The sequence below is a fragment of the Hymenobacter glaciei genome (assembly GCF_039539585.1).
In the GTDB taxonomy this organism is placed as follows: Bacteria; Bacteroidota; Bacteroidia; order Cytophagales; family Hymenobacteraceae; genus Hymenobacter; species Hymenobacter glaciei.
In genome coordinates this window covers 20,077-42,680 of sequence record NZ_BAABDK010000029.1, presented here as the reverse complement: position 1 = coordinate 42,680, position 22,604 = coordinate 20,077, and the positions used below count along the sequence as shown (strand labels likewise).

Sequence of the window (22,604 nt, the reverse complement as noted above, 5' to 3'; positions counted from 1 at the left end):
CATTACTTATTCCGTCGTTTGAACTAGCGAGCGTGTCGTTCAACGCAGTTTTTTGGTGTCTTGCCCTAATTGAATTCTACAAACATTTACTTGTCAATAACTAACAAGTAATTTTGTCGCCCTGGAAAGTGAAAGAGAAGTCGCTGACTTTCAAAACTCTTACTTCCCCTATCCAGCTTGATTTCGCTCCTTACAAAGCCCTGCGAACCAACAACATGTCGCAGCAGGCATTATTATCCGGTTCCCCCATGCTTTCACCTCCACTTCGTGACACACCCGAACTGCGGAGGGAAGAAAAGGCAATACCAATGACGTGCGGAAACCACTGCCCAAAGGCAACGCCGAATGGAAGCGCTAATCTCAAACAAGCGCAATGGGAACAACCGGCGGCTACAACCAAGCCGGCCAATACGGCGAATGCCGGCGCCATAGCCGTCTGCCGGTAAAACAACTCCTTCAACCTGAAAACGGGCAGCTGCTGGCACTAACTGGCCGGTAAGCGCGTGCGCTGCTTATCCCTCTCCCTCGAATCAATTTTTCCATTTTTGCCATGAGACCTTTATACAAATTACTGCTTGGCCTTACGGGCCTGCCCCTGCTTGGCGGCCACACGGCCCTCGCCCAACAAGGCATCGGCACGGGCAGCAACCCGCCCCGCACCACCCTCGACGTGAACGGGCCCACGGCAGCCTACGAAACCACGGCCACCCTGAGCGGCGCCAGCCCCTCCTACCAGGTGCCCGCCGTGGGCCAGGTGCAGCTCAGCGGCACGCCCACGGGTACCATTGGCCTCAGCACCGCCGCTGCCGTACCGGGGCAGCGGCTGGTGGTGTACAACAACACCGGCGTGCCAGCCACCCTCAACAGCCAGCTAATTCCAGCGGCTCAGGCGGTCGAGTTTTTGTATTCGGCCAGTGGCTGGCGGGCTTCGGCCGGTGGCAGCAATGGCGTGGGCGCCAACAACGGCCTGAGCAAAACCGGCAACACCGTTCAGCTGGGTGGCCCGCTGACGCAACCCACTACGCTTACCAACAACGGAATGCCCTTGACCATTGCCGGCGCGGGCGGCAGCACCACGTTTACCTCGGGGGGCAACGTGGGCATCGGCACGGCGGGCACGGCAGCCGAAAAGCTGGAAGTGAACGGCAACATCCGCCTGGGGTCGGAACCGGCAGCGGCTTTCGTTGGCCCCGGCAGCTACCTGGAGTTCAACGGCAACGGGGTGAACACCGACGTCATCGGCCTGGTGCGCTACAACAACGCCGTTGGCTCCGCGGCCAGCAACAACAGCGAGCTGCGCCTGGTGATGGGCGATGACGTAGTCTCGTCGAACAGCTCGTCTGCCGACCGCTTCGTGCTGGGTACTACCACCGTATCCGTCGCCGGGCAGGCTAATTTCGGCACGTTTACGCCCCGGTTCTTTGTGTACGGCAACGGGGCTGTCGGCATAGGAGGCGACGCCAGCCCTACGCATGTATTGAACGTAACCGGGGATGCGCAGATATCCGGCCGCACAACTTGCAACAACGGGGTATCCATCAGAAGCACTGGCCAGCCCACCATGTCGATTACGTCCACTACGGCATCAATAGGCAACGTTGCGGCCAACTCAGCGGGCAATTTTTATTACGACACTGCCGGCAACGAAAACCACGTATTTGGGGGCAACGTAGTACCTGACGTCGACGGCATGTTCGCCAACGAGGCCAAGAACCTGGGTAATAGCAACGCCCGTTGGGGTACGGTTTATTGCTACAACGGGACTGTCCAGACCTCGGACAGCCGCCTGAAGACGAATATTGAAAACCTGGCCTACGGCCTGAAAGACGTGCTGAAGATGCGCCCGGTGGCCTATAACTGGAAGGCGCAGCCGACCGCCAACCACATGGTGGGCTTCATTGCCCAGGAGATGGAGCAGATTGTGCCCGAAGCCGTGGAGGCGCCCAAAGCCGCCGGGGAGCACTACGGCATGAAGTACACCGAACTTATCCCTGTGCTCACCAAAGCCATTCAGGAGCAGCAGGTGCAAATTGAGGGCCTCAAAACTGCCAACGCCAAGCTAACCGCCGCCAACGCCGCCCTGCAAACCAGCCTCGATGGCAAGGCCTCGGCCAGCACCCTGGATGCCCTGCAGGTCGCCCTGCAAACCCTGCGCGGCGAGATGCAGGCCCTGCAAGCCACCGGAACCACCGCCCGCGGCAAGTAAGCGCCGGCCTTCCGAGCGGCCCGGCCATAGCTGGCCGGGCCGCTCGTGGGCTTTTGCTCCGCTCTCCTTCCGACCCAGCACCGCTGCTTTGTTTTCCTTTTTCGATTGCCCATGAGTCCTTTATACACCGCTTTGCTGCGCCAGCCACTTCTGCGAGCCTTCGCGCTGGCCCTGCTGGGCCCTGCCTTGGCCGGCCATGCCCAAACCCACAACATGGGGTCGGCCCTTGCCTATCACGGCAGCCTATACCACGCCGGGGCGTTTGTAAACAGCCCGACGGGCACATTTTCCAATACCGGGGCCACCGTTACCCATGCCGGGGCTGCTCTGGCTACCTTCCGCAACGACGGCGGCTACGTGGCCACCCTCGACGGCAGCAACCAAGCCACTGACCAGTTCATTGGCCCGGCCGGGATGCCCGGCCCGCAGGAAATTACCGGCGGTGCGCCGCCCACTTTCTACAACCTGGCTTTCGTAAACGGCTCTGCCCAGCCGTTTACGGTGAGCAACACGGCCGGCATCAACGTTACCAACCTGCTCACGCTAGCCAACGGCATCACCACCGTGACCAACACGGCGGCCGACCTCACGGCCACCCCCGTGCGGGCCATTCGCATCACTAACCCGGGCTCTCAGGCCCTGGCCGGCAATGCGCCCAGCACCAGCACGTACGTCGACGGCTTCTTGGCCAAAGACGGCCCCGTTCCCTTCACCTTCCCACTTGGCGCCACCAACTCGCAGGGCGGCAACAGCACGCCCGTGGGGGCCCGCATCTACTCGCCCATCACGGTGAGCAGCCCCCGGGGCACCGCCATCCGCTACATTGCCGGGCCTACCCCCACGCCCAACAGCCGGGCCACCCAGGGCAGCGGCTTGCAGCTCACCAACGTGAGCACGCACGAGTATTACCCCATTGGCACGGCAGACGTACCGGCTGGGGCCACCATTACCATTCCCTACGGCAACTTTGGTCCCACGGGCATCGGCGCCCCCTACGTCAGCGACCCCAGCAAGCTCACCATTGCCGCTTACAACGGCACACAGTGGAGCAACCTAAGCGTCACCACCGCCAATGTTCTCAACACCACGGCCAAAACCGTTACGGTTACCTTGCCGGCGGCCCTTGGCCCAGCCTACACGGCCCTGGCCCTGGCCAGCACCAGCCCTGCCAACCCCTTGCCCGTCGAGCTGGTGTCGTTCGGCGGCACCCTGGTAGGCGACGACGGCCTGCTGCGCTGGCGCACGGCCAGCGAGAAGAACAGCGCCTACTTCGACGTGCAGCAAAGCTCGGATGGCCGCACCAACTGGCAGGCCCTGGCCGCCGTGCCGGCCGCCGGCACCAGCACCGCCCCCCGCGAGTACGCCTACACCGACGCCCGCATCAGCCGCTACGGCTTGCTGCTGGTGTACTACCGCCTGCGCCAGGTCGACCAGGACGGCACCATGGCGTACTCACCCGTGGTTGTGCTCACGCCGAAGCCCGTAGTTGGCTTAACCCTGGAGCTCTGGCCCAACCCCACCACAGGAGCCGCGCAGGTGCGCGTAACCGCTGCCGGTACTCAACCCGTGGAACTAGAAGTATACGACGCCACGGGCCGCCTGCTGTTCCGTCGAACCACCGAGCCAAGCGCCTCGGTCTCGCTGCCCAGCACCAGCTGGCCCAGCGGAGCCTACCTGCTGCGGGCCCGCCAGGGAGCGCATACCGCCACTCGCCGCTTGGTGCGCGAGTAGGGCGCCGGCCGGCAATGTGCCTAGGCTACGCACTTTGGATTTAAAGAGCAGATGCTGTAAGAAGGAATTTACTTTCGGACTTTTAACCATCCAAGAACGGTACCTGTTCAGAAACATGTTGGGTTCCTTTCTCACCTGCTTTCCCGCTTATGTACTGCCTCCGTCCCGTTATTGCCAAAGCGGCAGTGCTGCTGGTGCCTGCCGCCGGGCTGTTGGCCGGTAGCTGGAACCTCGACCCGGGCTACACCATCAGATTTGCGGGCAACAAGGCGGCGGGCACCTTTTCGGGCCTGACCGGCACCGTTGCCTACGACCCCGCCAACCTGAGCAACGCCACAATGCGCGTGGTGGTGGATGCCACGACCATCAAAACCGGCAACTCCCTCAAAGACAAGCACGCCCGCGGCGATAGTTGGTTCGACGTGGCGAAGTACCCCAAAATTTACTTCCAATCCACGGCGTTTGCCCGCGCCGGCAATGGTTACGTGGTGCGCGGCGACTTGACCTTGCACGGCGTGAAGAAGCCGGTGGCCATCCCGTTTCAGTTTAGCCAGCAAGGTGCCAAAGGCGTATTCACCGGCCAGTTTCAGGTAAACCGCAAAGACTTCGGCATTAAGGGCAATGCCCTGGGCTTCACGGTCGGGGAAGAGCTTGAGGTGACGCTGCGGGTGCCGGTAAGCCACTAGGCGCATCCTGCTTTTTGAATTGGGTGGCACTTCAAAAGCCGGTAGCACGAGACTACCCTACGAAAGCAGCGAATGGGAGCTGGTTAGGCTTGTTGCCCTGGTCTGCGATGGCGTACAAACCTAATCCCACAAAGGGTAATGCTCCAGGTGCACCTCCTGCTCGAAAAATATCCGCGTGCTTTCCTCAAACGAGCGGGTGAAATCGGATACGTAGAAATGGTGCACCGGCGGCGTGGGTGCGGCCGGGGCCAGCAGCTCATTCGCGGTGAGAAAGGCTTCAGCATCGGCGGCCACTACGTCGGATGCATCGAGCACGTCGACGCGGCCGGCGTAGTAGCGCGCAATCTGCTCCTTGATGAGCGGGTAATGCGTGCAGGCCAGCACCAGCGCCTCAATGTCGGCCAGGGCGGCGTTGCCCAGGTAAGCGCCGATGATGTCGTCGGAAATGGAGTTTTTGAAGAAGCCCTCCTCAATCATGGGCACCAGCAGCGGGGTAGCCAGCGAGTGCAGGTCCACGCCCGCATCGAGTTCGTCGACCTTCTTCTTGTACACGTTGGAGTTCACCGTCTGCTTGGTGCCGATGAGGCCCACCCGGCGGCCGGCGTAGGCCTGGCCCAGGTGCGCCACAATGGGGTCAATCACGCTCAGCACCTTGGCCTTGCTGCCCACGTACTCGCGCACCAGCTCGTAGGCCGCCGCCGATGCTGAGTTGCAGGCAATCACAATCAGCTTGCAGCGCTGGCGCAGCAGCAGGTCGCAAATCTTCACCGAATAGGCCTGAATGGCGGCCGCGCTTTTGTCGCCGTAGGGCAGGTGGGCCGTATCGCCGAAGTAAACGATGCGCTCATGGGGCAGGCGCTGGGCCACGGCCCGCGCCACGGTGAGGCCTCCAATACCGGAATCGAACATGCCAATGGGCCGGGCTGCCAGGGCAGCAGCCGAAGTGGGTAATGCTGAAGCAGCAGTTGTCATGGCGACAAAGGTAGCTGGTAGCGCTGTTGAGCGTAGTTCCGCTCGCAAATATCACGGCATTGATGTACCTTGACGCAACGCAAATAGAGTATTAGCGCTGTCTTTCCGAACTGCTCTTCTCGTTTACTACCCTTCCGCTTAAGCTCCTATAGACGGCATCAGGCGCTGTTGAATCTACTTCCCACACACTCTTTCTGCCATGACTCTTTCTACTCGGTGGTTTTATTATGGCTTATTCCTTAGCAACCTGCTACTGGGTGGGCCGGCGGCGGCCCAGTCGCTTTCGGCACCGCCCAAGCGGGAACTCCGCGCGGCCTGGGTAGCTCACGTGTTCAACCTGGACTGGCCCACGGCCCGCACGCGCACCCCTGCGCAGCAGCGCCAGGAGTTCACAAACCTGCTCGACCGGCACCGTCAAAACGGCCTCAACGCGGTGGTGGTGCAGGTACGCGCCTCCGCCGATGCCATCTACCCCAGCACGCTGGAGCCCTGGAGCGAGTGGCTAACCGGTACCCAAGGCCTGGCCCCCAGCCCATTCTACGACCCTCTCGCGTTTATGGTGCGCGAGACCCACCGGCGCGAGATGGAGTTCCACGCCTGGATGAACCCGTACCGGGCGCTTACCAATGCCACTACGTCCAGCGTGGCACCCAACCACGTCACGCAGCTGCACCCCAATTGGGTGGTGGCTTACGGCAGCCTCCGGGTGCTGGACCCCGGGCTACCCGCCGTGCGCCAGTACCTGGTGCGGGTGGTGATGGACGTGGTGCGGCGCTACGACATCGATGCCATTCATTTTGACGACTACTTCTACCCTGCTCCACAATCGGGCCTGACCTTCAACGACGACGCCTCGTTTGCAGCCGACCCGCGGGGCTTTACCACCAAGGCCGACTGGCGCCGCAACAACGTGGACCTGTTTGTGAAGCAGATATCGGACAGCATCCGGGCCGCCAAGCCACGGGTAAAGTTTGGCATTTCGCCTCCCGGTGTGTGGCGCAACGGCACCAGTGTGGGCGGCACGGCTACTACGGCTTTTGCCTCCTATAGCGACATTTTTGCGGACTCGCGCAAGTGGCTCAGGCGCGGCTGGGTCGACTACCTCGCGCCGCAAGTGTATTTTGCCATCGGCCAGGCTGCGGCTAACTACAGCCTGATTGTGCCGTGGTGGAGCCAGCAGGTCAATCCTGACACGGTGCGCCATGTGTACATCGGGCAGGCTCCGTACCGGGTAAGTGCCACGTCCACCGAGCCCGGCTTCCGCTCGCCCAGCCAGCTGCCCAGCCAGATTCGGCTGTTGCGCCAGCAGCCCAACGTGCAGGGCAGCATTTTTTACAACAGTACTCCCCTGCTGGCCAACCCCATGGGCTTTGTTGATTCGCTTCGAACCAACTTTTACCGGCACCCGGCGCTCGTGCCCACCATGCCTTGGAAAGACAATGTGCCGCCGCTAGCCCCGCGCCTGGTAAGCCAACTAAACGACCCGGGCTTGCCACAGACGCAACTGAGCTGGCAGGCCCCACTGCCTGCCCCCGATGGCGAAGCCGCCCGGTGGTACGCCGTGTACCGCCTGCCCGGCCGCAGTACTCCCGCCACCGCGCCCGACATTACCAATGCAGCCAACCTGGTGGGCCTTACCGATACCACGGTTTTCAGCATTCCCGGTCCTTCCGACCCCGGCCGGTACGCCTACGTAGTGACGGCTCTGGACCGGCTGCACAACGAAAGCCCCCCGGCTAACGTCGACTTCATGCTACTAGCGGTAAGCCAATTAACTTTGGCCGCCACCTTCGAGCCGGCAGCTCCCAACCCCTTCTCCCAGGAAACGAATGTGGCCTTTACCCTGCCAGCGCCTGGCCCTGCCGAACTGCGCCTGCTTGATATAACCGGCCGCGAGGTGGCAGTGCTGGCAAGCGGCCTGCACGCGGCCGGTCGCCACACGGCCACGCTGCAGGCGGGCCAATTGCCGGCCGGGCTCTACCTGCTGGTACTGCAAACCCGCGATGGCATTGCCCGCCAAAAGGTGATGCGAACCTTGTAGAGAGCCCCTTACCCTGCTGCTTGGCAACCGCAACTCCTGCACTGTAACTGAAATCCCCGCTATATTTCAGCGCCCTTCTTCAGCTCTTCGCTAACATGAGCCTCATTCTGACCGAAATCGACCAGGCTCTGGCCACCCACGATGCGCGCCTGGGCCGCCCCATGGCCATATACCTGGGCGAACGTAAGCTCACGCAGCTCACCCTCGACGCGGCCCGCGCGGCCCTGCCCAACCTTAGCACCGACGCTGGCCGCCCCCGCACCTACCGCAACCTCGAGCTGCTGCGCGACGAAGTAAACCTCGACGCCGTGCGGGTGATTTGAGAAGCGCTGGCCTTCGCCTACCCCTATCCCCGAGTTGTTGATTTCGAACCGAGGCCGGCGCTCCGCTAGCTTCAGGGGCTACCTTCGCTCTCCTTGCCTTGAAATACGCTCTATAGAGCTATAGATTTCTATACAACCAAGGAGAGGGGCTACTGCGCGAGCTGCTGAACAAAATGGCTCTGTGGCAGCCCCCTGGCTCACATCTGATTTTCGGCCTTTCCAGCCTTTCCCGATTCCTGCCTGACCTCAGGAACGAACCTTCCTGCCATTGCGCGAATGCAGCGGCGCAACATGTTTAGTATGTTATTTTCTACCCGGCTTCGGCCGCTTGGCCTGCTGGCCACCGCCCTGTCGCTCGCGGCCTGCGAAGGCAGCACCACTACCTCCGCTCCGCCAACCGCGGCCGAGGCACCCCTCCCCCAGCCAAAACCGCCAACAGCTGCCGGAGCTCCCCGCATCCTGTTTGTAGGCAACAGCCACACCTCCTACTATGCCAGCATTCCGGAGCAATTCCGAGAGCTGTGCGAGCACAATAAGGTGCCCATGGATGGAGCCCTGCTGGTGGAAATGGGCATTTCGATGCACGACATTTACGTGGCCGACCGGGAAGAGGCGGAAGCCCTGTTTGCCAAAACCGAGGCCGACGGCAATTTCTTCGACTACGTGGTGCTGCAGGAGCGAACGCCGGTGGTAGTGGACAGCGCGGCCGCTTACGCCGCCAACGTAAAGCTGTGGGTCGACAAAGTGCGCGAGCACAGCCCCGGCGCCGCCGTCTACCTCTACCAGCTAGCTTCCTTCGACGCGTACCCGGCCGACTCCGCGGGCTTCAACGCCGACCATGCTTCCATGCGCGAGCACACGCTGGCAGCACTGGGCCAGGTATCCAATGCCGGCCTCTACCGGGTAGGCGATGCCGTGAAAGCTGCTTACGAAGGCCGTAACAGCTACCAGTACAAGGTGGCGGGCAAAGACAACCTGCGCTACGGCGAAGACACCCAGCATATGCTCAACGACGGCGTCTTTATGGCTTCGGTGCTGCTCTACGAAACCGTATTTGGCAAGCAGCCCCAGCTTCCGGCCGAGATGATGTTCAGCACCGGCCCGGGTGCCGACGACAACGGCCAGCAAGCGCTGCAGCCCATTGCAAAGGCCGTATCCAATCCGGAGGCTTTGGCCAAAATTGCCTGGCAGTTCCACCGCTAGTTGGCTGCACTGTACGACCCCTGTGGCTGGGATTTCAACTCCCTCAACTTCTTCATTCAGAAAAACACCTTTTGATGCAAACTTCCCTTTCGTTTTCGCTGCGGTGCCTGGCCGCTGGCGCAACCCTCCTGCTAGCCGGCTGCAACGGCCAGGCGCCGCAAACTACAGAGGCGGCACCACCGTTAAAAAGCTGGATGACCGAGTCATTTGCTACATCGCCCCAAGCCCTGTTGACCAACGATGCGGAGTTCACCGATGGGCAGCGCCTGGAAGGGGCCAGTGCCTTTCTGGTGCAGGTAGGGCAAAAACAATACGCCGTGACGGCCAAACACCTGCTCGGCGAAGACGGAGGTATTGAGCCCCAAAAGACACCCTCACAGCTCAACAAGGAGATAGTAGCCTGGAAATTATTTGCTCGCCAGCGCACCACCGATACGCTCCAGATTGGCCAGTTGCTCAACACCTTGGACAGTGACTCCTCTGACGCTCTCGTATTCAGCCTCAAAAGCACCACCACTACATATCACGCCCTCACGCCCCGGTACGACGCGCCCGCGAAGGACGAGGAAGTATACCTCATTGGCTGCCCCTATGCCGAAGCAGGCTGCACCCAAAACCGTTACCCGGTGCGGGTGGTAGAAACCTCGCCTACTGCCTATCTACTGACCGAGAACGAATCCCCCAATCTGAGTGGATTCAGCGGCTGCCCGGTGGTTGACAAGCAGGGACGAGTGATTGGGCTGCTATCGTCCAGCTTAAAGTATGAGTCCGGGGAGAAGCTCACCCTCATCACCCCCATTGGCGTGGTAAAACGCTACCTCCAGGAATAGGCCAGGCCGCCGTGCCTATAATGCGAAAAGTCTGCAAAAACGACTCTTAAGTACTCAAGTACAAGCAGCCGACCTGCGGTTCGTTGCGCGCTGCATGACGTTTCGCTATTCAGGAACAAGTGCAATAGGTAATTGTGCCTTATCGATACGGAGGTAATGATATACGCCTGGGCGGTTGTCCGTTTTCAAGTAGCCCCGTATCTGTTGGACCAAGGCCTGCACCAACCGGGTACCAAACGAGTTGCCAGGCAAGACCCGACTTTCGGCGACAAGCCCCGGGCCATTATCCTCCACCTCGAGTATCACGGCGGGCGTGTCGGGGCAGTCCCGCAAGCGAATGGTTAGCGCTGGGGCATTGGCCTTGGGCAACGCGTGCTTAAAGGTGTTGGTAACGAGTTCATTCAGAATAAGCCCCAGTGGCATGGCAATGTCAACATCAAGCTCCATCGCAACTACCTCCACCCGCAGCTGCAAATTATGCGACGAATAGCCGTAGGCGCGCATTAATTGATTCACCAGGTTGTGGACATACTCGTGCATATCCACCAGAGTAGCATCGTCGTTCAAATACAAGCTCTGGTGGATAAGGGCCATCGCCTCCACCCGCTGCTGGCTTTCCTGCACGGCTTGCACGGCGTGCTCATCCGTCAACTTGCTGGATTGCAAGCGCAGCAGGCTGGCAACGATGGCCAGGTTGTTTTTTACCCGGTGGTGGAGCTCCCGCATGAGCAGGGTGAGTTTGTGGGCTTGGGCCGTAATTCGCTGGTTTCGTTCTTCAACCAACCGGTTGCTGTGGATTAATTGACGGTTCTTCCGTTGAATCACCCAGTACAGCCCTGCCACAATGCTCACCAGTGCGGCCAGGCCCAACGTGCCAGCCAATAACCGCCAGAAACGGTGCTTTTGCCGCTCGTTTTCGGCGGAAAGGCCTACGATTTGCCGTTGTTTTGCGGCCGTTCGAAACCGGGTTTCGGTGGCGACCAATTCCTTGGCTCGTTCCTCATTGACGATGGTATCAGCATACGCCGCACTTAGCCGTTCATTTGCCAACGCTAACCGGTAGCGGCCTTGCTGTTCCTGAGTTATTGCCAGGGTCTGGTACACGATTTGGCGCACGTAGGCTTGGTCCGGGCCCGTGTGCGTTTCCTTTAAGGCCAGCGTGGCCATGGCTTCGGCTTCCTCGAGTTTGTGAAGTTCTACCAGAACCAACGGAAAATTTGCGTGGCAATACAGGAGTAGCGACTTGTCGTTCTTCTTTTGTCCATACACCAGAACTCGCCGAAATGCTTTTTCGGCCTTTTGGTTAAGGCCTAACCGAAAGTAATTGAGCGCTTGATTCATCAACACGTGGTTGTAACGGGCTTCTGCCCCAAGCTGCTGGTAGATAGCCAAGGCTCGGTCGTTGTGTTGCCGGGCCCCTGCATAGTCATCCTTGGTGCCCGCAATATTCGCCAACCCCGCGTGGGCCTGCGCTTCTGAGGCAGAAATCTGGTGCTTTTGCGCGACTGCCAAGCTTTGCTTGAAATACCGCTCGGCACTCGCCAAGTCCCCGCTCATGGCGTACGTACTGCCTAGCCCATGCAGCGTGCGGGCCTGCGTCCGGTATTCGGTGGTGCCCTGCAACAAAGCCAAGGCTTGTTGGCCCTCTTGAATGGACTCCTCATATTTGCCTTCCCGGCGAGCCAGGGCGCCCCTCATAAAGCGTACCCGACCGATGATGTGACTATATCCTGCCCCCTGAGCGAGTTGTAAAGCCGTGTCCAGCCGGCCATGCGCCGAGTACAAGCGTCCCGAGTTAGCTATTGCCTCGACTTCCTGCAAGAGGCGGCTTATGCGGGCGGTATCGACCCCAACGGGTTCGGCCTGGAGGATGCGGGCCACCAGGGGGTGAGTGGCCAGCAGCAAGCCGACCAATGCAAAAAAAAACAGCAGGTGTCGCGGCATAAACAAGAGCAATGAGTAACGCCGGTTGCTTTTTTGGTAACAACCTCTTGCTATGGTAAGTAGCTGGCCCTTGCAAGATAGCGCAGTCAAGCCCGGCCATCTGCCCGGCATGAGTCGCACGAGGACACGGATACGCTCAGGAACCGGGGTTGCTGAAGCGACGAAGAAATTCTTCCCGATACTGCCGCCCAAGTGGCACAACCTGTTCGGCTAGTATAATTTCCTGTTCGGTAAAGGAATCCGCTCGACGGATGTTCACGGCGTACGACCGATGCACCCGGACCAGGTCGTCGCTGGCCAGCCGGTCGAGTACCTGGCCCAGTGGCAGGCGCAGGGCGAATTTGCGGCCGGATGCGAACAGCAGGGTATAGGTGTTATCGGCTTGTAGGAGGATAATTTCCGCTAGAGGCACGCGCATGAAACGGTAGTTCTGCCGGATAAACACTTGGTCGGCCAGCCGCAGCAGGGGTTCGTGCCCGATAGCAGGCGGCACCACCCTCGCCCCGACGTCAGTCTCCGGGACCGCCGCAACGGCGATTTGACAGCTCAGGGTGTGCAACGCCAATTCTATGGCAACGCGTAGGCTATCCAGCGTAACGGGCTTGAGCAGGTAAGCCGCCGGCAGGGTTAGCAGGGCCCGTTCCCGGGTGGCCCGGTCCGAAAACGCTGACAGGTAGATAACCGGCACCGCCCGCACCGCGGCCAGTCGCCTTACGGTTTCGATGCCATCCCAAGGCCCTCGAATCCGAATGTCGCACAGGACCAGGTCCACGATGTGCTCCTGGTAGAGCTCCAACGCCTGCGGGCCGTTGTCGGCGATGCCAACCACCGCGTACCCTTCTCCTTGCAGCAGGTCGGCCAGGTCCAGGGCCAGAATGGCCTCGTCTTCAATCAACAGAATGCGGATGGCTGTCTCGGGTAGAGAAGGCAGCATGAGCGAATGGAAAAGTGGTGAGCAGTTGGTCTTTAACAATTCTCCCGGCTCCTCCGTCCTCCATTTTACAGGACAGGATAGTCGTCAGAGGAGGAAGTAGCCTTAACTGTAATGCACTGCAACGCACAAGCAGGGTCAAAAGGTTGCGGCGAATAGAAGCGTCGGCACGAGGGCCCGGCGGCCACATACAAACTCGTGCCCTCCACAGCTTTAGAAGTCAATTCTACCACCATTTGCAAGCATTGCACTTGGCCAATACTTTAATTCACCAATCATAAACCCATGCATCGGTCAATTGAATGGCCTTCCCGGCTTCTCGCGCTTGCCTCGAGTCGTTCAAGCGTCCTTCCTCCTGCGCTGCTGCCTCGCGCCAGCTAGCAGCAGCGAGGCAGCAGTTGGCCTTGCCACCGGTTTTCGTTTTTCCCATGACGCGCTTCTTCACTACTAATGGCTGACTACAATTCCCTGCACTGGATTGAGACCGTCGTTCCTACCTAAACAGCTGCAGCAGCTCGCTTCTTCCAAACCGGCTTGCCGGGGCGTTATCCCCACAAAGCACGCCGGTTTTGGCGCGGCCGGCGACAACTTTCTTCCCTCCTTTTTCTACCAAATCATGAAACCAAATGCTCTACTCCTGGCCCTGTTGCTGGCAGGCGGCCAGGCAGCCCTGGCTCAATGCGTGGCCACCCCTTCGTTCTACGGGCGCTCGACTTACTACACGCCCAGCACCGGGGGCACGCTCAACTGTGCGTTTCCCGACGCGCTGGCACCCGGCATTCCCACCGTGGCCGTGAGCGACCTGCGCTACGGCACGACGCCGGCCACGCAGGCCGACCTGTGCGGCGCGTGCGTGGAAGTAACGGGCCCGGCCGGCAAGAAGGTGTTCATGGTGCGCGACCGGTGCCCGGAGTGTGCGGCCAATCAACTCGATATCCAAGCCAGCGCCCTGCATTACGTGGGGTATTTCGGCACTTTCGACGGCAAAAACGCTACCCACTTCAAGGTAGTGGCCTGCCCGCTGACTGCGCCGGTGCAATTTGCGCTGAAAGAGGGCACCAACCCCTACTGGTCGTCGGTGCAGGTGCGCAATGCTCGCTACCCCATTGCCAAGCTGGAATACCGGCAGAGCAACGGCCAATACCTGGCCTTGCAGCGCACGCAGGACAACTACTTTCCGCTGAGTGGGGTGGGCCTGGCCGGACGCACGGCCACCTTTCGGGTGACCGACAACAACGGCAATGCCATCACCGAAACCGTTAAATTTTCCACTATTACCACCCCACGGCAAGGCCCGACGGTGCCGGGGCAGCACCAGTTTCCAAATTGCGCCACCGCCCGCGCGGCCTTCGACCCCACCGCGCCACTGGCCAGCCCGGCCCATGCGGAGGAGCTGGTGCCCAGTGCGCACCAGCTGGAAGTGTGGCCCAACCCGGCCACGAGCGTGGTGCGCCTGAACTGGACGGACAGGAACGACGAGCCCATGCGGGTGACCATCGTGAACGCGCAGGGCCTAGTGGTCCAGCGGAAGGATATCAAAAGCTTGACGGCCTACGCCTTAGACACGGCAGAGCTACCCAATGGCGTTTACCACATCAGCCTGCAGGCCGGAAGCGCCACCAACTATGCCCCGTTAATGGTTCAGCATTAGGCCCCGGGTGGCCCCATCATGCGCCAGTCGCGCCGTTGCAAGCCGAGAAACGGCTGAAGCCCGGGCCCGGATGGTAATGCTTGTCCTTACCCAACACTCTTTGCCAGCCTGCTGGCGGCACTTGACCGGTCCGGTCCGACCGCCCTAGGCGGTCCGACCGGTTGAAGAACCCCCGGTTTCGCTCCGCCAACAACCGGTCGGACCGCCTAAGGCGGTCGGACCGGAGCAACGACCGCCGTTCTGGGTAAGGACAAGGCCCGGATAGTAATGGCGGGCCTGCAAGTTTCCGGTGATTTTGGGGTGGGCTACGGGAGCCACTTCCAGGATGTGTTCAAGACGTCGTCACCAAAAACCGGGCGGTGCTGATTCCTTTTGTCCTGGAAAACGTGGGCGGGGTTCCCAAACCCAATCAGCAGGATGGCATCCAGCCCACGGCGGCGGGCTACCGCTTCGTGGCCCGCACGGTGCGGGCCACGCTCGGGCCGCTGCTGAAGTAGGCCGCGAAAAGCTTTGCACACAAAATACAACTGTGCAAAGCAAATACTTGATTATTCGTTAAATACCTGATAAACAAGGTGTTTATGCAGCAGGCTTAGGTCGTTGAAGGCAGCATGGTGCTGGTTCAACGGTTTATTTTTCACCTCTTTTTCCATTTTATGAAAACAACGTTTAAATCCCCCCTTCGTCACGCACAGCTGGGTCGCCTGCTGTTCGTTTTGCTCCTGCTGCTGGCTGGAGGGCGCGCAACGGCACAAACCGACGTCGGTAGATTCGGCGCTCTGAGCGTGAAAGGCAATAAGATAGTCAGTAAAACCACGGGGCTACCCGTGCGATTAGCCGGCAACAGCCTGTTCTGGAGCAACAAGGGCTGGGGCGGCGAGAAATACTACAAGGCCAACGTGGTGGGCTGGCTCAAAAACAACTGGAACGCCAGCGTGGTGCGGGTGGCCATGGGCGTGGACGATGCCGGTGGCTACATTGAAGACCCCGCCCGCGAAAAGGCCAAGGTGATAGCCGTGGTCGATGCCTGCATCGCGGCCGGCCTCTACGTCATCATCGACTGGCACAGCCACCACGCCGAGGATTACAAGGCCCAGTCCATCGCCTTTTTCAAGGCCATGGCCACGAAGTATGGCAAGACGCCAAACGTGATGTACGAAATCTACAACGAGCCCAAGCAAGTGTCGTGGCCCAACGTGGTGAAGCCCTACGCCCAGGATGTGGCCGACGCTATCCGGACCATCGACCCCGACAACCTCATCATCGTGGGCTCGCCCAACTGGTCGCAGGACGTGGACGTGGCCGCAGCGGACAAGCTCACGGGCACCAACATTGCCTACACGCTGCACTTCTACGCCGCCACCCACAAGCAGTCGCTGCGCGACAAAGCCCAAAAGGCCCTCGACCTCAACGTGGCCCTGTTCGTGACGGAGTGGGGGACGTGCGAAGCCAGCGGGAACGGGGCCATCGACGCCGCCTCGACCAAGGAGTGGATGGATTTTATGCGCACCAACCAAATCAGCCACTGCAACTGGGCGCTCAACGACAAGGCCGAGGCCGCCTCGGCGTTGGTGACCGGCACCGACCCGACCGCGGCGTGGTCGAATGACTTCCTCACCGCATCGGGCCGCCTGGCCAAAGGCTACATCCAGAACTGGACGCCCAGCAGCACTGCGACCAAAGTGGAAGCCGAAAGCTACCACGTGATGTCCGGGGTGCAAACCCAAGCCACCAGCGACACCGGCGGCGGCCTGAACGTGGGCTGGCTCGACCCCGGCGACTGGATGGCCTACACCGTGAACGTGCCCACGGCCGGTACCTACACCATTCAGTACCGCGTGGCCAGCCCCAACACCGGCGGCAAGCTTCGGCTCGAGCAAAACGCTGGCACCACGCAGCTGGCGACCATCACGGTGCCCAACACCGGCGGCTGGCAGAACTGGACCACCATCACCAATACCGTCACGCTGAACGCGGGCGTGCAGGACATTGCCATCAGCGCACCCGTGGGGGACTACAACATCAACTGGTGGAGCTTTACTAAAACCACGACGGCTGCCCGCACGGCGAGCACGGCGGAGCTGCAGCTGTATCCCAACCCGGTGCAGAACCAACTGCAGCTGACCCTGGCCCAGCCCGGTTCGGCGGCCTCGGTGCAGATTATAAATGCGTACGGCAAGCAAGTGCGGACCCAGCAGCTATCTGCCAGCACGGCAACCGACGCTACCATTGCGGTAGAAGGGTTGGAGCCGGGCGTCTATACGTTGCGACTTGTGGAGGGCGACCGCATTACTTCCACCCGGTTTGTGAAGGAATAGCCGAAGCTGGCCGGTCCTGCCAACTCAGCAGTAAAACCATCGTTTCGGCCGAAACGATGGTTTTACTGCTGAGTTGAGACGGCCTACCCCCGGCCCAAACCACCGCAGCAGCTGTGCCGGGTTGATACTCCAGGAAATGCGCTGGTCCCTGATGCAGTAAGCGGTAACCTGCTCAAGTCGCATTCGCTCTTCCGAATCAGGCATCGGATTACGGACTTTTTTTCATCCTTTTTCACAGACCCTATGAATTGTTTTTTTGCGTATCGCCGTTCGCTGGCGGGCCCCTGGTTTTGGAACGTATCGAACGGTAAAACGGCCCCCGCACGCCGGCTGCCGTTGCTGCTGCTGCTGCTGGCGATGCTGCTGGGCATCGGCCACGTGCGGGCCCAGGCCTTTCGCCACCCCGGGGTGCTGAACAGCCAGGCCGAGTTGGATTTTGTCCGCGCTAAAATTGCCAACAGTCAGCAGCCCTGGAAGCAAGCGTTCGACAACCTGGCGGGCAGCCGGTATTCTTCGCTCACTTACACGGCTTCGCCCTACGCCACCGTGGAGTGCGGCTCCTACAACAACCCCAACATCGGCTGCACGGAGATGGTCGACGACGGCATGGCGGCCTACTCGCAGGCCCTGATGTGGGCCTACGGCCGCGACCCGCGCCACGCCAAAATCGCCATTGCCATTATGAACGCGTGGTCGGCCAAGTACCAGAACAACACCGAGTCCAACTCCCGGCTGGTGGTGGCCTGGGCCACGCCCTGGTTCGTGAACGCGGCCGAAATTATCCGCTACACGAACGCGGGCTGGAGCGGCGCCGACATTGCCCGCTTCGAGGGCATGCTGGGCAAGTTCCTGCCCTATGTGAAGAACGACGACAAGCCGTACAACAACTGGATTCACTCGCGGGTGGAAGCGCAACTGGCCATTGCCGTGTTCACCGACGACCGCACGGAGTTCAACGAGGGCACCGCGCGCTGGACCAAGTACGTGCGCAACTCCATCTACCAGCAAACCGATGCCGTGCGGCCCACCTGGGCCAGCTCGGGCCTCAACGGCATTGCCGACGAAACCTGCCGCGACCTGGGCCACCTCAAGCTGGGCATCAACTCAATGATGTACGCCGGCCAGATTGCCTGGGAGCAGGGCGTTGACCTGTTCGGCCCCGAAAAGAAGCGCCTGACCGACTTCTTTGAGCTCCACGGCGGCTGGATGACCGGGTCGAAGTCGGTACCCAGCAGCGTATGCGGCGGCGAGGTAGTAGTGCGGCAGGGCGATGCCGCTGGCATTCAGCCGCCCAACGGGGGCGGGGGGGCAGCCTTCGAAATTGCCTACAACCACCTGCATTCCCGCCTCAACTACAGCGCGTTGCCCTACACGCTGCAACTGATAAACCGCCACCGCCCGGCCACCGCCGGCCACTGGGTGTTCAAGTGGGAAACCCTGACTCACGGCAGCCTGCCCTTTAACCTGAGCCCCGCCAACCCGGCCCCGGTCGTGTCGTTCGCCAGCCCACAGAACGGGGCCACGTTTACCGCGCCCGCCCAACTGGTCGTGACCGTGAATGCCTCCGATGCGGGCGGCTCGGTGGCGTCGGTGGGCCTGTACCTGAACAACGTCTTTGTGCGCAACGAAGGGACGGCCCCCTATATCTGGAACCAAAGCGTGGTCGACGCGCCCCTAACCAACCTGGCCGCCGGCACCTACACCCTGCGCGCCACCGCCACCGACAACGCCGGCCAAACCACCAGCACGTCCATCACGGTGACCGTGCAGAGCGGCGGCACGAGTACGCCCCCTACCAGCGCCTCCGGGGTGAGCGGCCCCGCGTGCGGGGCGGCGGGCAGCACGGTTTCGTACTCGGTGAAGCCCGACAATTACCCCTTCCGTTCGGCCAGCTGGTGGACCAATACCGGCGCGCCCGTGAATACCAACGCGGCCAATACTTCGCAGATGAGTTTCACGCTGCCCGCCAGCGCCACCGGCTCCAGCATTCAGGTGACGGCCGGCGTGAATATTGACGTAGCCCCGTGGTACGTGGAGTATACGAAGACGGTACAAGTGGGCAACTGCCCCGCCGGGCGCGCCCAGCCGGCCTCGGAGGCCTTCCCTCTCCCCTTCTCCGCCAGCACCACGCTGCACCTGGCCGACCACAGCCTCATCGACGAGGTAGTAGTGTACAATATGAAAGGCGTCGAAGTATACCGGGCCCGCAACCTGCACCGCGCCGACGTGGAAGTGGGCAAGGCCCTGCTGCCTGGTCTGTACGTGGCGCACCTCTATTCGTCCACCGGCTTATCGGTGGTAAAAATCCTCAAAAGCACCGAGCAATAAGTGGCTACCAACGCAACTCACGGTTAGCTTCACCCTGAGCCGCACGGTGGGGGCGCTACCGCAGTGCACTAGCCCAAGCAACAGCTTGAAACCACGCCTCAGGATGCTCCAGCTAGTCCATTAAAAAAGGGAGTCGACCAGTGGTCGACTCCCTTTTTTCTTGTCAGGTCAGCCAAACGCTGGCTGAATTTCTGTTCGGAAGAGCGTATGCGACTTGAGCAGATTACAGCTTGGGCAAGCTACCAGTGTAACGCCGGCGGGTCCGTTTTAGCAGTACCGATTCAAGCAGGAATTTTGTAAGTCAAGCACCTGTTCTCATTGGCTACGAGCACATAATCCCAAGTCATAAACTTGGGTGTCGAATGCATCATGAAAAACGAATGGTCCCTGTTTGCGGCCGTGCACCAGCGTCTGGCCGCCGGCCAAACGCTGGTCACGTTCTCGCTGAATGAGGCCCTCGTTCTTCGGCCCGACGACTTGCGCGGGACCGTGCAAGACGAGCAAGGCGAGGCCTACGAATTGGGGGAAGACTATCCGCAAGCGCTGCAAAGCTGCATTCGGGACCAGCGTATTTCGTGGGGCATCCAGTTCGTAGACCGGGTGCTACAGTTCGGGCCGGGAATAACGGCGCTTCCTAACCGGGCCGATTTTGAAATCGGCCCGGAAGGAGAAAGCACCATTGACCTCGATTAGCTACCCAGCTAGCCAGGCGCTATTCTTTCACAAACTTGGTCGAAGTAGTGCGGTCGGCTTCCACCACCCGCAGGGTATAGATACCGGGCTCCAGGCCTTCGACCGAGATGGCCGCTTCTGGCGAAGTGCTGGCGGGCAGTGTCAGGGTCTGCACCGGTTTGCCATAGGCGTTGATGACATACAGCGAGGCCGCCGTCCCGGGCTGCGTCAGGGTCAGATGCAACTTGTTCTGCACCGGGTTGGGGTACAGCTGCAGCTCCGGGCTGCTAGCCACGCGAGCAGCAGTGCCGGCCTTGGTAAAGCTCCACCAGTTGATGTTGTAGCGCCCCACGGGTACGCCGATGGCAATATCCTGCACGCCTGCGTTCAGCGTCACCGTGTTCGTGATGGTGGTCCAGTTCTGCCAGCCGCCGGTGTTGGGCACCGTGATGACACCCAGGCGCGTGGCACCCGAATTCTGCTCCAGGCTAATCTGGCCGCCGGTGTAGGGACTGGCCACCCGGTACTGAATGGTGTAGGTGCCGGCCGTGGGCACGTTCACGGTGTAGGCCATCCAGTCGCCGGGGTCGAGCCAGCCCACGTTCAAGCCGCCACCGGTGTCGCTGGTGGCTTGGGTTAGCACCCCGGACATCACGTGGTAGCTTTCAGCTTCCACTTTGGTGGCCGTGCCGCCGGTGGTTGGGGGCGTGACGGTGCCGGCCCAGTTTTGCACGTAGCCCTTTACCAAACGGCCCGAAGCCGTCAGAAAAGTATCGGACCAGGATGCCATCGGGCTGGTGCCCGTTACCAGGGCCGAAGCGGCTTCACCCTTATCGTTCAGCGCCCAGTTGCAATGGCTGATGCTGTTGGCTTTCATGAAGTTCATCCACTCTTGGGTCGAAGCGGAATCGACGAAGCCATTGCCCGAAGCCTCACACGTACCCCACTCCGTCACGAACAGCGCCACGCCCCGGCTCAGGGCCGTGGTGGCTTTGTCGCGCAGCGACTGCTTGTGAGTAGCGGCGTAAAAGTGCAGCGTGTAGGCAATGTTGGTGCCCTGGATGGGGTCGGCCGAAGCCACGTCCACGTCCTGCGACCACGTGGGCGTGCCCACCACAATCAGGTTGTCGGGGTCGATGGCCCGAATGGCCGCCACAACGGCATTGGCGTAGGGCTTGATTACCCCGCTCCACGACACCTGCAGGGGCTCGTTGTAGATTTCGTAAATCACGTTGGGCGAGTTGCCATACGTGGTGGCCATCTCCTTGAAAAAGGCGATGGCTTCGATCTGGTGCTGCTCGGCGTGGTGGCTGTGCCAGTCGATGATGACGTACATGCCCGCCGCGATGGCGGCATCGACCACGATTTTCACCTTGGCTTTTTCCCGGGCCGGGTTTTCGAGGTAGCCCCCACCTTCATCCACGCCCATGGCGGCGCGCACGATGGTGGCATTCCAGTTGTTTTTCAGCCAGCCCAGCACATTGGCGCTGTAGTAGCGCTCGCCGCCCCAGCCGGCGTTGCTCCAGAACAGGCTACTGCCAGCTAAGCTCACGGGTTGCCCCGTGGTTTGGCTCATTATCTTGTTGCCTTGCACGCGCAAGGCGCCGTATTTCCCGACGGCTGTTTGCGCCGTTGCGCGCCCTCCAGCCAGCAGCAGGAGCAGGAGCAAAACAAACAGCAGGCGACCCAACTGCGCGTGACGGACGGGTAATTTGAAACTTGTTTTCATAAAAAGGATGGAGTGAGGTGAAGAATAAACCATTAAACCAGCACGAGGCTACCTTAAACGACCTAAACCTACCACAAAAACATCCTGTAAATCAGTAGCTTAACGAATAATTAAATATTTCCTTCGCAAAGTTTTACTCCGTGCACACAGCGCTTGGCGTCCTACTTAAGCAACGGCCCGAGCGTGGCCCACACCGTGCGCGCTACCACGCGGTGCCCGGCCGGCGTGGGATGAATGCCGTCGGCCTGGTTGAGGTCGGGGTGCCCGCCTACGCCTTCGAGCAGGAAGGGAATGAGAACGAGGTGGTTTTTGGCCGCTATTTCCTGGAACACGGCTTTGAACTCGGTGGCGTATGCCTGGCCCATGTTGGGCGGAATCTGCATGCCGGCCAGCACGATATGCGCGCCCGGACTGCGCCGCCGCACCGTATCGACAATGCCTTGTAGGTTCTGGCGCGTCGAGGCCAGCGGAATGCCGCGCAGGCCGTCGTTGGCGCCCAGCTCCAGCACAAATACGTCCACTGGCTGGCGTAGAATCCAGCCCACGCGGCTGCGGCCGCCAGCGGTGGTTTCGCCGCTCAGGCCCGCGTTTATTACTTCGTAGGGCAGGCCGAGGGAATCGACTTTTTGCCCAACCAAGCCGGCAAAGGCCTGCTCAGGCTCCACGCCGAGCCCGGCGGTGAGGCTGTTGCCGAAAAACAGCAGGCGCTTTTTAGCTGCGGCGGGCGGCGTGGCCGAGGTAGCGGCTGGGGCACTAGAGGCAGCGGACTTTTCGGCGGCCGGGCCAGAGTTGCAGGCGGTAAGGACCAACCCCAGCAGGGCGGCCATAGGTAGCGGGTTGAATTTCATAGCAGGCGTTTGGAGTACGAAAACACAAAGTCCGGAAAACATGCCGCCGGTTTTCACGTCTTGCGTAACGAACGGGGGGCGACGCGGTTGTTCCGGAACGCGAAGGAATGTCGCAATAAGCGTCATGCCGAGCGTAGTCGAGGCATCTCGCGTGCCACCACTACTCAAAGACGCTTTCACGATTGGATTAC

General features: G+C 60.8%; 17 protein-coding genes. 12 read left to right on the top strand and 5 right to left on the bottom strand.

Annotated features, from left to right (window positions below):
* Positions 1–550 precede the first annotated feature (550 nt).
* The 3 genes from ABD837_RS18040 to ABD837_RS18030 all read left to right on the top strand — a co-directional run bounded on the left by ABD837_RS18040 (position 551) and on the right by ABD837_RS18030 (position 4,623).
* Complete coding sequence (locus ABD837_RS18040; RefSeq protein ID WP_345057262.1) at positions 551–2,206, top strand: tail fiber domain-containing protein; 1,656 nt, start codon at positions 551–553, stop codon at positions 2,204–2,206.
* 111 nt (positions 2,207–2,317) lie between these two features.
* Entirely contained in the window at positions 2,318–3,937 is a 1,620-nt protein-coding gene (locus ABD837_RS18035; RefSeq protein ID WP_345057260.1) for a T9SS type A sorting domain-containing protein, read from the top strand.
* Positions 3,938–4,086: 149 nt separating this feature from the next.
* Positions 4,087–4,623: a YceI family protein gene (locus tag ABD837_RS18030; protein WP_345057258.1), complete on the top strand. Its 537-nt coding sequence runs from the start codon at positions 4,087–4,089 to the stop codon at positions 4,621–4,623.
* A 120-nt stretch (positions 4,624–4,743) separates the two neighbouring features.
* On the opposite strand, the gene murI is transcribed toward ABD837_RS18030, so the two are convergent.
* Complete coding sequence (gene murI, locus ABD837_RS18025; RefSeq protein ID WP_345057256.1) at positions 4,744–5,595, bottom strand: glutamate racemase; 852 nt, start codon at positions 5,593–5,595, stop codon at positions 4,744–4,746.
* A 199-nt stretch (positions 5,596–5,794) separates the two neighbouring features.
* On the opposite strand from murI, the gene ABD837_RS18020 reads away from it, so the two are divergent.
* From ABD837_RS18020 to ABD837_RS18005, 4 genes are all read left to right on the top strand, one after another.
* Positions 5,795–7,636 (top strand): family 10 glycosylhydrolase, encoded by a 1,842-nt coding sequence (locus tag ABD837_RS18020; protein ID WP_345057255.1) that lies wholly within the window; start codon positions 5,795–5,797, stop codon positions 7,634–7,636.
* 95 nt (positions 7,637–7,731) lie between these two features.
* Positions 7,732–7,959 carry a hypothetical protein gene (locus ABD837_RS18015; RefSeq protein WP_345057253.1) on the top strand — a complete coding sequence of 76 codons (228 nt, stop codon included), beginning with the start codon at positions 7,732–7,734 and terminating at the stop codon, positions 7,957–7,959.
* A gap of 300 nt (positions 7,960–8,259) precedes the next feature.
* The gene (locus tag ABD837_RS18010) at positions 8,260–9,162 is read left to right on the top strand and encodes a hypothetical protein (protein WP_345057251.1); all 903 of its coding nucleotides are present in this window, start codon (positions 8,260–8,262) and stop codon (positions 9,160–9,162) included.
* A 74-nt stretch (positions 9,163–9,236) separates the two neighbouring features.
* Entirely contained in the window at positions 9,237–9,992 is a 756-nt protein-coding gene (locus tag ABD837_RS18005; protein ID WP_345057249.1) for a S1 family peptidase, read from the top strand.
* A gap of 105 nt (positions 9,993–10,097) precedes the next feature.
* On the opposite strand, the gene ABD837_RS18000 is transcribed toward ABD837_RS18005, so the two are convergent.
* Positions 10,098–12,128 carry a tetratricopeptide repeat-containing sensor histidine kinase gene (locus ABD837_RS18000; protein ID WP_345057247.1) on the bottom strand — a complete coding sequence of 677 codons (2,031 nt, stop codon included), beginning with the start codon at positions 12,126–12,128 and terminating at the stop codon, positions 10,098–10,100.
* Complete coding sequence (locus ABD837_RS17995; protein WP_345057245.1) at positions 12,073–12,870, bottom strand: response regulator; 798 nt, start codon at positions 12,868–12,870, stop codon at positions 12,073–12,075. The genes ABD837_RS18000 and ABD837_RS17995 overlap by 56 nt, the downstream gene beginning before the upstream one ends.
* A 613-nt stretch (positions 12,871–13,483) precedes the next feature.
* On the opposite strand from ABD837_RS17995, the gene ABD837_RS17990 reads away from it, so the two are divergent.
* The 5 genes from ABD837_RS17990 (at position 13,484) to ABD837_RS17970 (ending at position 19,857) form a co-directional block, all read left to right on the top strand.
* Positions 13,484–14,518 (top strand): expansin EXLX1 family cellulose-binding protein, encoded by a 1,035-nt coding sequence (locus tag ABD837_RS17990; protein ID WP_345057243.1) that lies wholly within the window; start codon positions 13,484–13,486, stop codon positions 14,516–14,518.
* 359 nt (positions 14,519–14,877) lie between these two features.
* Positions 14,878–15,015, top strand: coding sequence for a hypothetical protein (locus ABD837_RS17985; RefSeq protein ID WP_345057241.1), 138 nt, complete (start codon positions 14,878–14,880; stop codon positions 15,013–15,015).
* Between the two features lie 159 nt (positions 15,016–15,174).
* Positions 15,175–16,836 (top strand): cellulase family glycosylhydrolase, encoded by a 1,662-nt coding sequence (locus tag ABD837_RS17980; RefSeq protein ID WP_345057239.1) that lies wholly within the window; start codon positions 15,175–15,177, stop codon positions 16,834–16,836.
* A 243-nt stretch (positions 16,837–17,079) separates the two neighbouring features.
* Positions 17,080–19,164 carry an Ig-like domain-containing protein gene (locus ABD837_RS17975; protein ID WP_345057237.1) on the top strand — a complete coding sequence of 695 codons (2,085 nt, stop codon included), beginning with the start codon at positions 17,080–17,082 and terminating at the stop codon, positions 19,162–19,164.
* A gap of 369 nt (positions 19,165–19,533) precedes the next feature.
* On the top strand, positions 19,534–19,857 hold the full coding sequence (locus ABD837_RS17970; RefSeq protein ID WP_345057235.1) for a hypothetical protein: 324 nt from the start codon (positions 19,534–19,536) through the stop codon (positions 19,855–19,857).
* A 19-nt stretch (positions 19,858–19,876) separates the two neighbouring features.
* On the opposite strand, the gene ABD837_RS17965 is transcribed toward ABD837_RS17970, so the two are convergent.
* Both ABD837_RS17965 and ABD837_RS17960 read right to left on the bottom strand, forming a co-directional pair.
* The gene (locus ABD837_RS17965) at positions 19,877–21,565 is read right to left on the bottom strand and encodes a cellulase family glycosylhydrolase (RefSeq protein ID WP_345057233.1); all 1,689 of its coding nucleotides are present in this window, start codon (positions 21,563–21,565) and stop codon (positions 19,877–19,879) included.
* A 161-nt stretch (positions 21,566–21,726) separates the two neighbouring features.
* Entirely contained in the window at positions 21,727–22,392 is a 666-nt protein-coding gene (locus ABD837_RS17960; protein ID WP_345057231.1) for an arylesterase, read from the bottom strand.
* Positions 22,393–22,604: the final 212 nt, after the last annotated feature.

Bases quoted from the DNA above. Each gene is read 5' to 3' on its own strand.
- ABD837_RS18040 (WP_345057262.1), top strand. From the start codon at position 551: ATGAGACCTTTATACAAATTACTGCTTGGCCTTACGGGCCTGCCCCTG.
- ABD837_RS18035 (WP_345057260.1), top strand. From the start codon at position 2,318: ATGAGTCCTTTATACACCGCTTTGCTGCGCCAGCCACTTCTGCGAGCC.
- ABD837_RS18030 (WP_345057258.1), top strand. From the start codon at position 4,087: ATGTACTGCCTCCGTCCCGTTATTGCCAAAGCGGCAGTGCTGCTGGTG.
- murI (WP_345057256.1), bottom strand. From the start codon at position 5,595: ATGACAACTGCTGCTTCAGCATTACCCACTTCGGCTGCTGCCCTGGCA.
- ABD837_RS18020 (WP_345057255.1), top strand. From the start codon at position 5,795: ATGACTCTTTCTACTCGGTGGTTTTATTATGGCTTATTCCTTAGCAAC.
- ABD837_RS18015 (WP_345057253.1), top strand. From the start codon at position 7,732: ATGAGCCTCATTCTGACCGAAATCGACCAGGCTCTGGCCACCCACGAT.
- ABD837_RS18010 (WP_345057251.1), top strand. From the start codon at position 8,260: ATGTTATTTTCTACCCGGCTTCGGCCGCTTGGCCTGCTGGCCACCGCC.
- ABD837_RS18005 (WP_345057249.1), top strand. From the start codon at position 9,237: ATGCAAACTTCCCTTTCGTTTTCGCTGCGGTGCCTGGCCGCTGGCGCA.
- ABD837_RS17995 (WP_345057245.1), bottom strand. From the start codon at position 12,870: ATGCTGCCTTCTCTACCCGAGACAGCCATCCGCATTCTGTTGATTGAA.
- ABD837_RS17990 (WP_345057243.1), top strand. From the start codon at position 13,484: ATGAAACCAAATGCTCTACTCCTGGCCCTGTTGCTGGCAGGCGGCCAG.
- ABD837_RS17980 (WP_345057239.1), top strand. From the start codon at position 15,175: ATGAAAACAACGTTTAAATCCCCCCTTCGTCACGCACAGCTGGGTCGC.
- ABD837_RS17975 (WP_345057237.1), top strand. From the start codon at position 17,080: ATGAATTGTTTTTTTGCGTATCGCCGTTCGCTGGCGGGCCCCTGGTTT.
- ABD837_RS17970 (WP_345057235.1), top strand. From the start codon at position 19,534: ATGAAAAACGAATGGTCCCTGTTTGCGGCCGTGCACCAGCGTCTGGCC.
- ABD837_RS17965 (WP_345057233.1), bottom strand. From the start codon at position 21,565: ATGAAAACAAGTTTCAAATTACCCGTCCGTCACGCGCAGTTGGGTCGC.
- ABD837_RS17960 (WP_345057231.1), bottom strand. From the start codon at position 22,392: ATGGCCGCCCTGCTGGGGTTGGTCCTTACCGCCTGCAACTCTGGCCCG.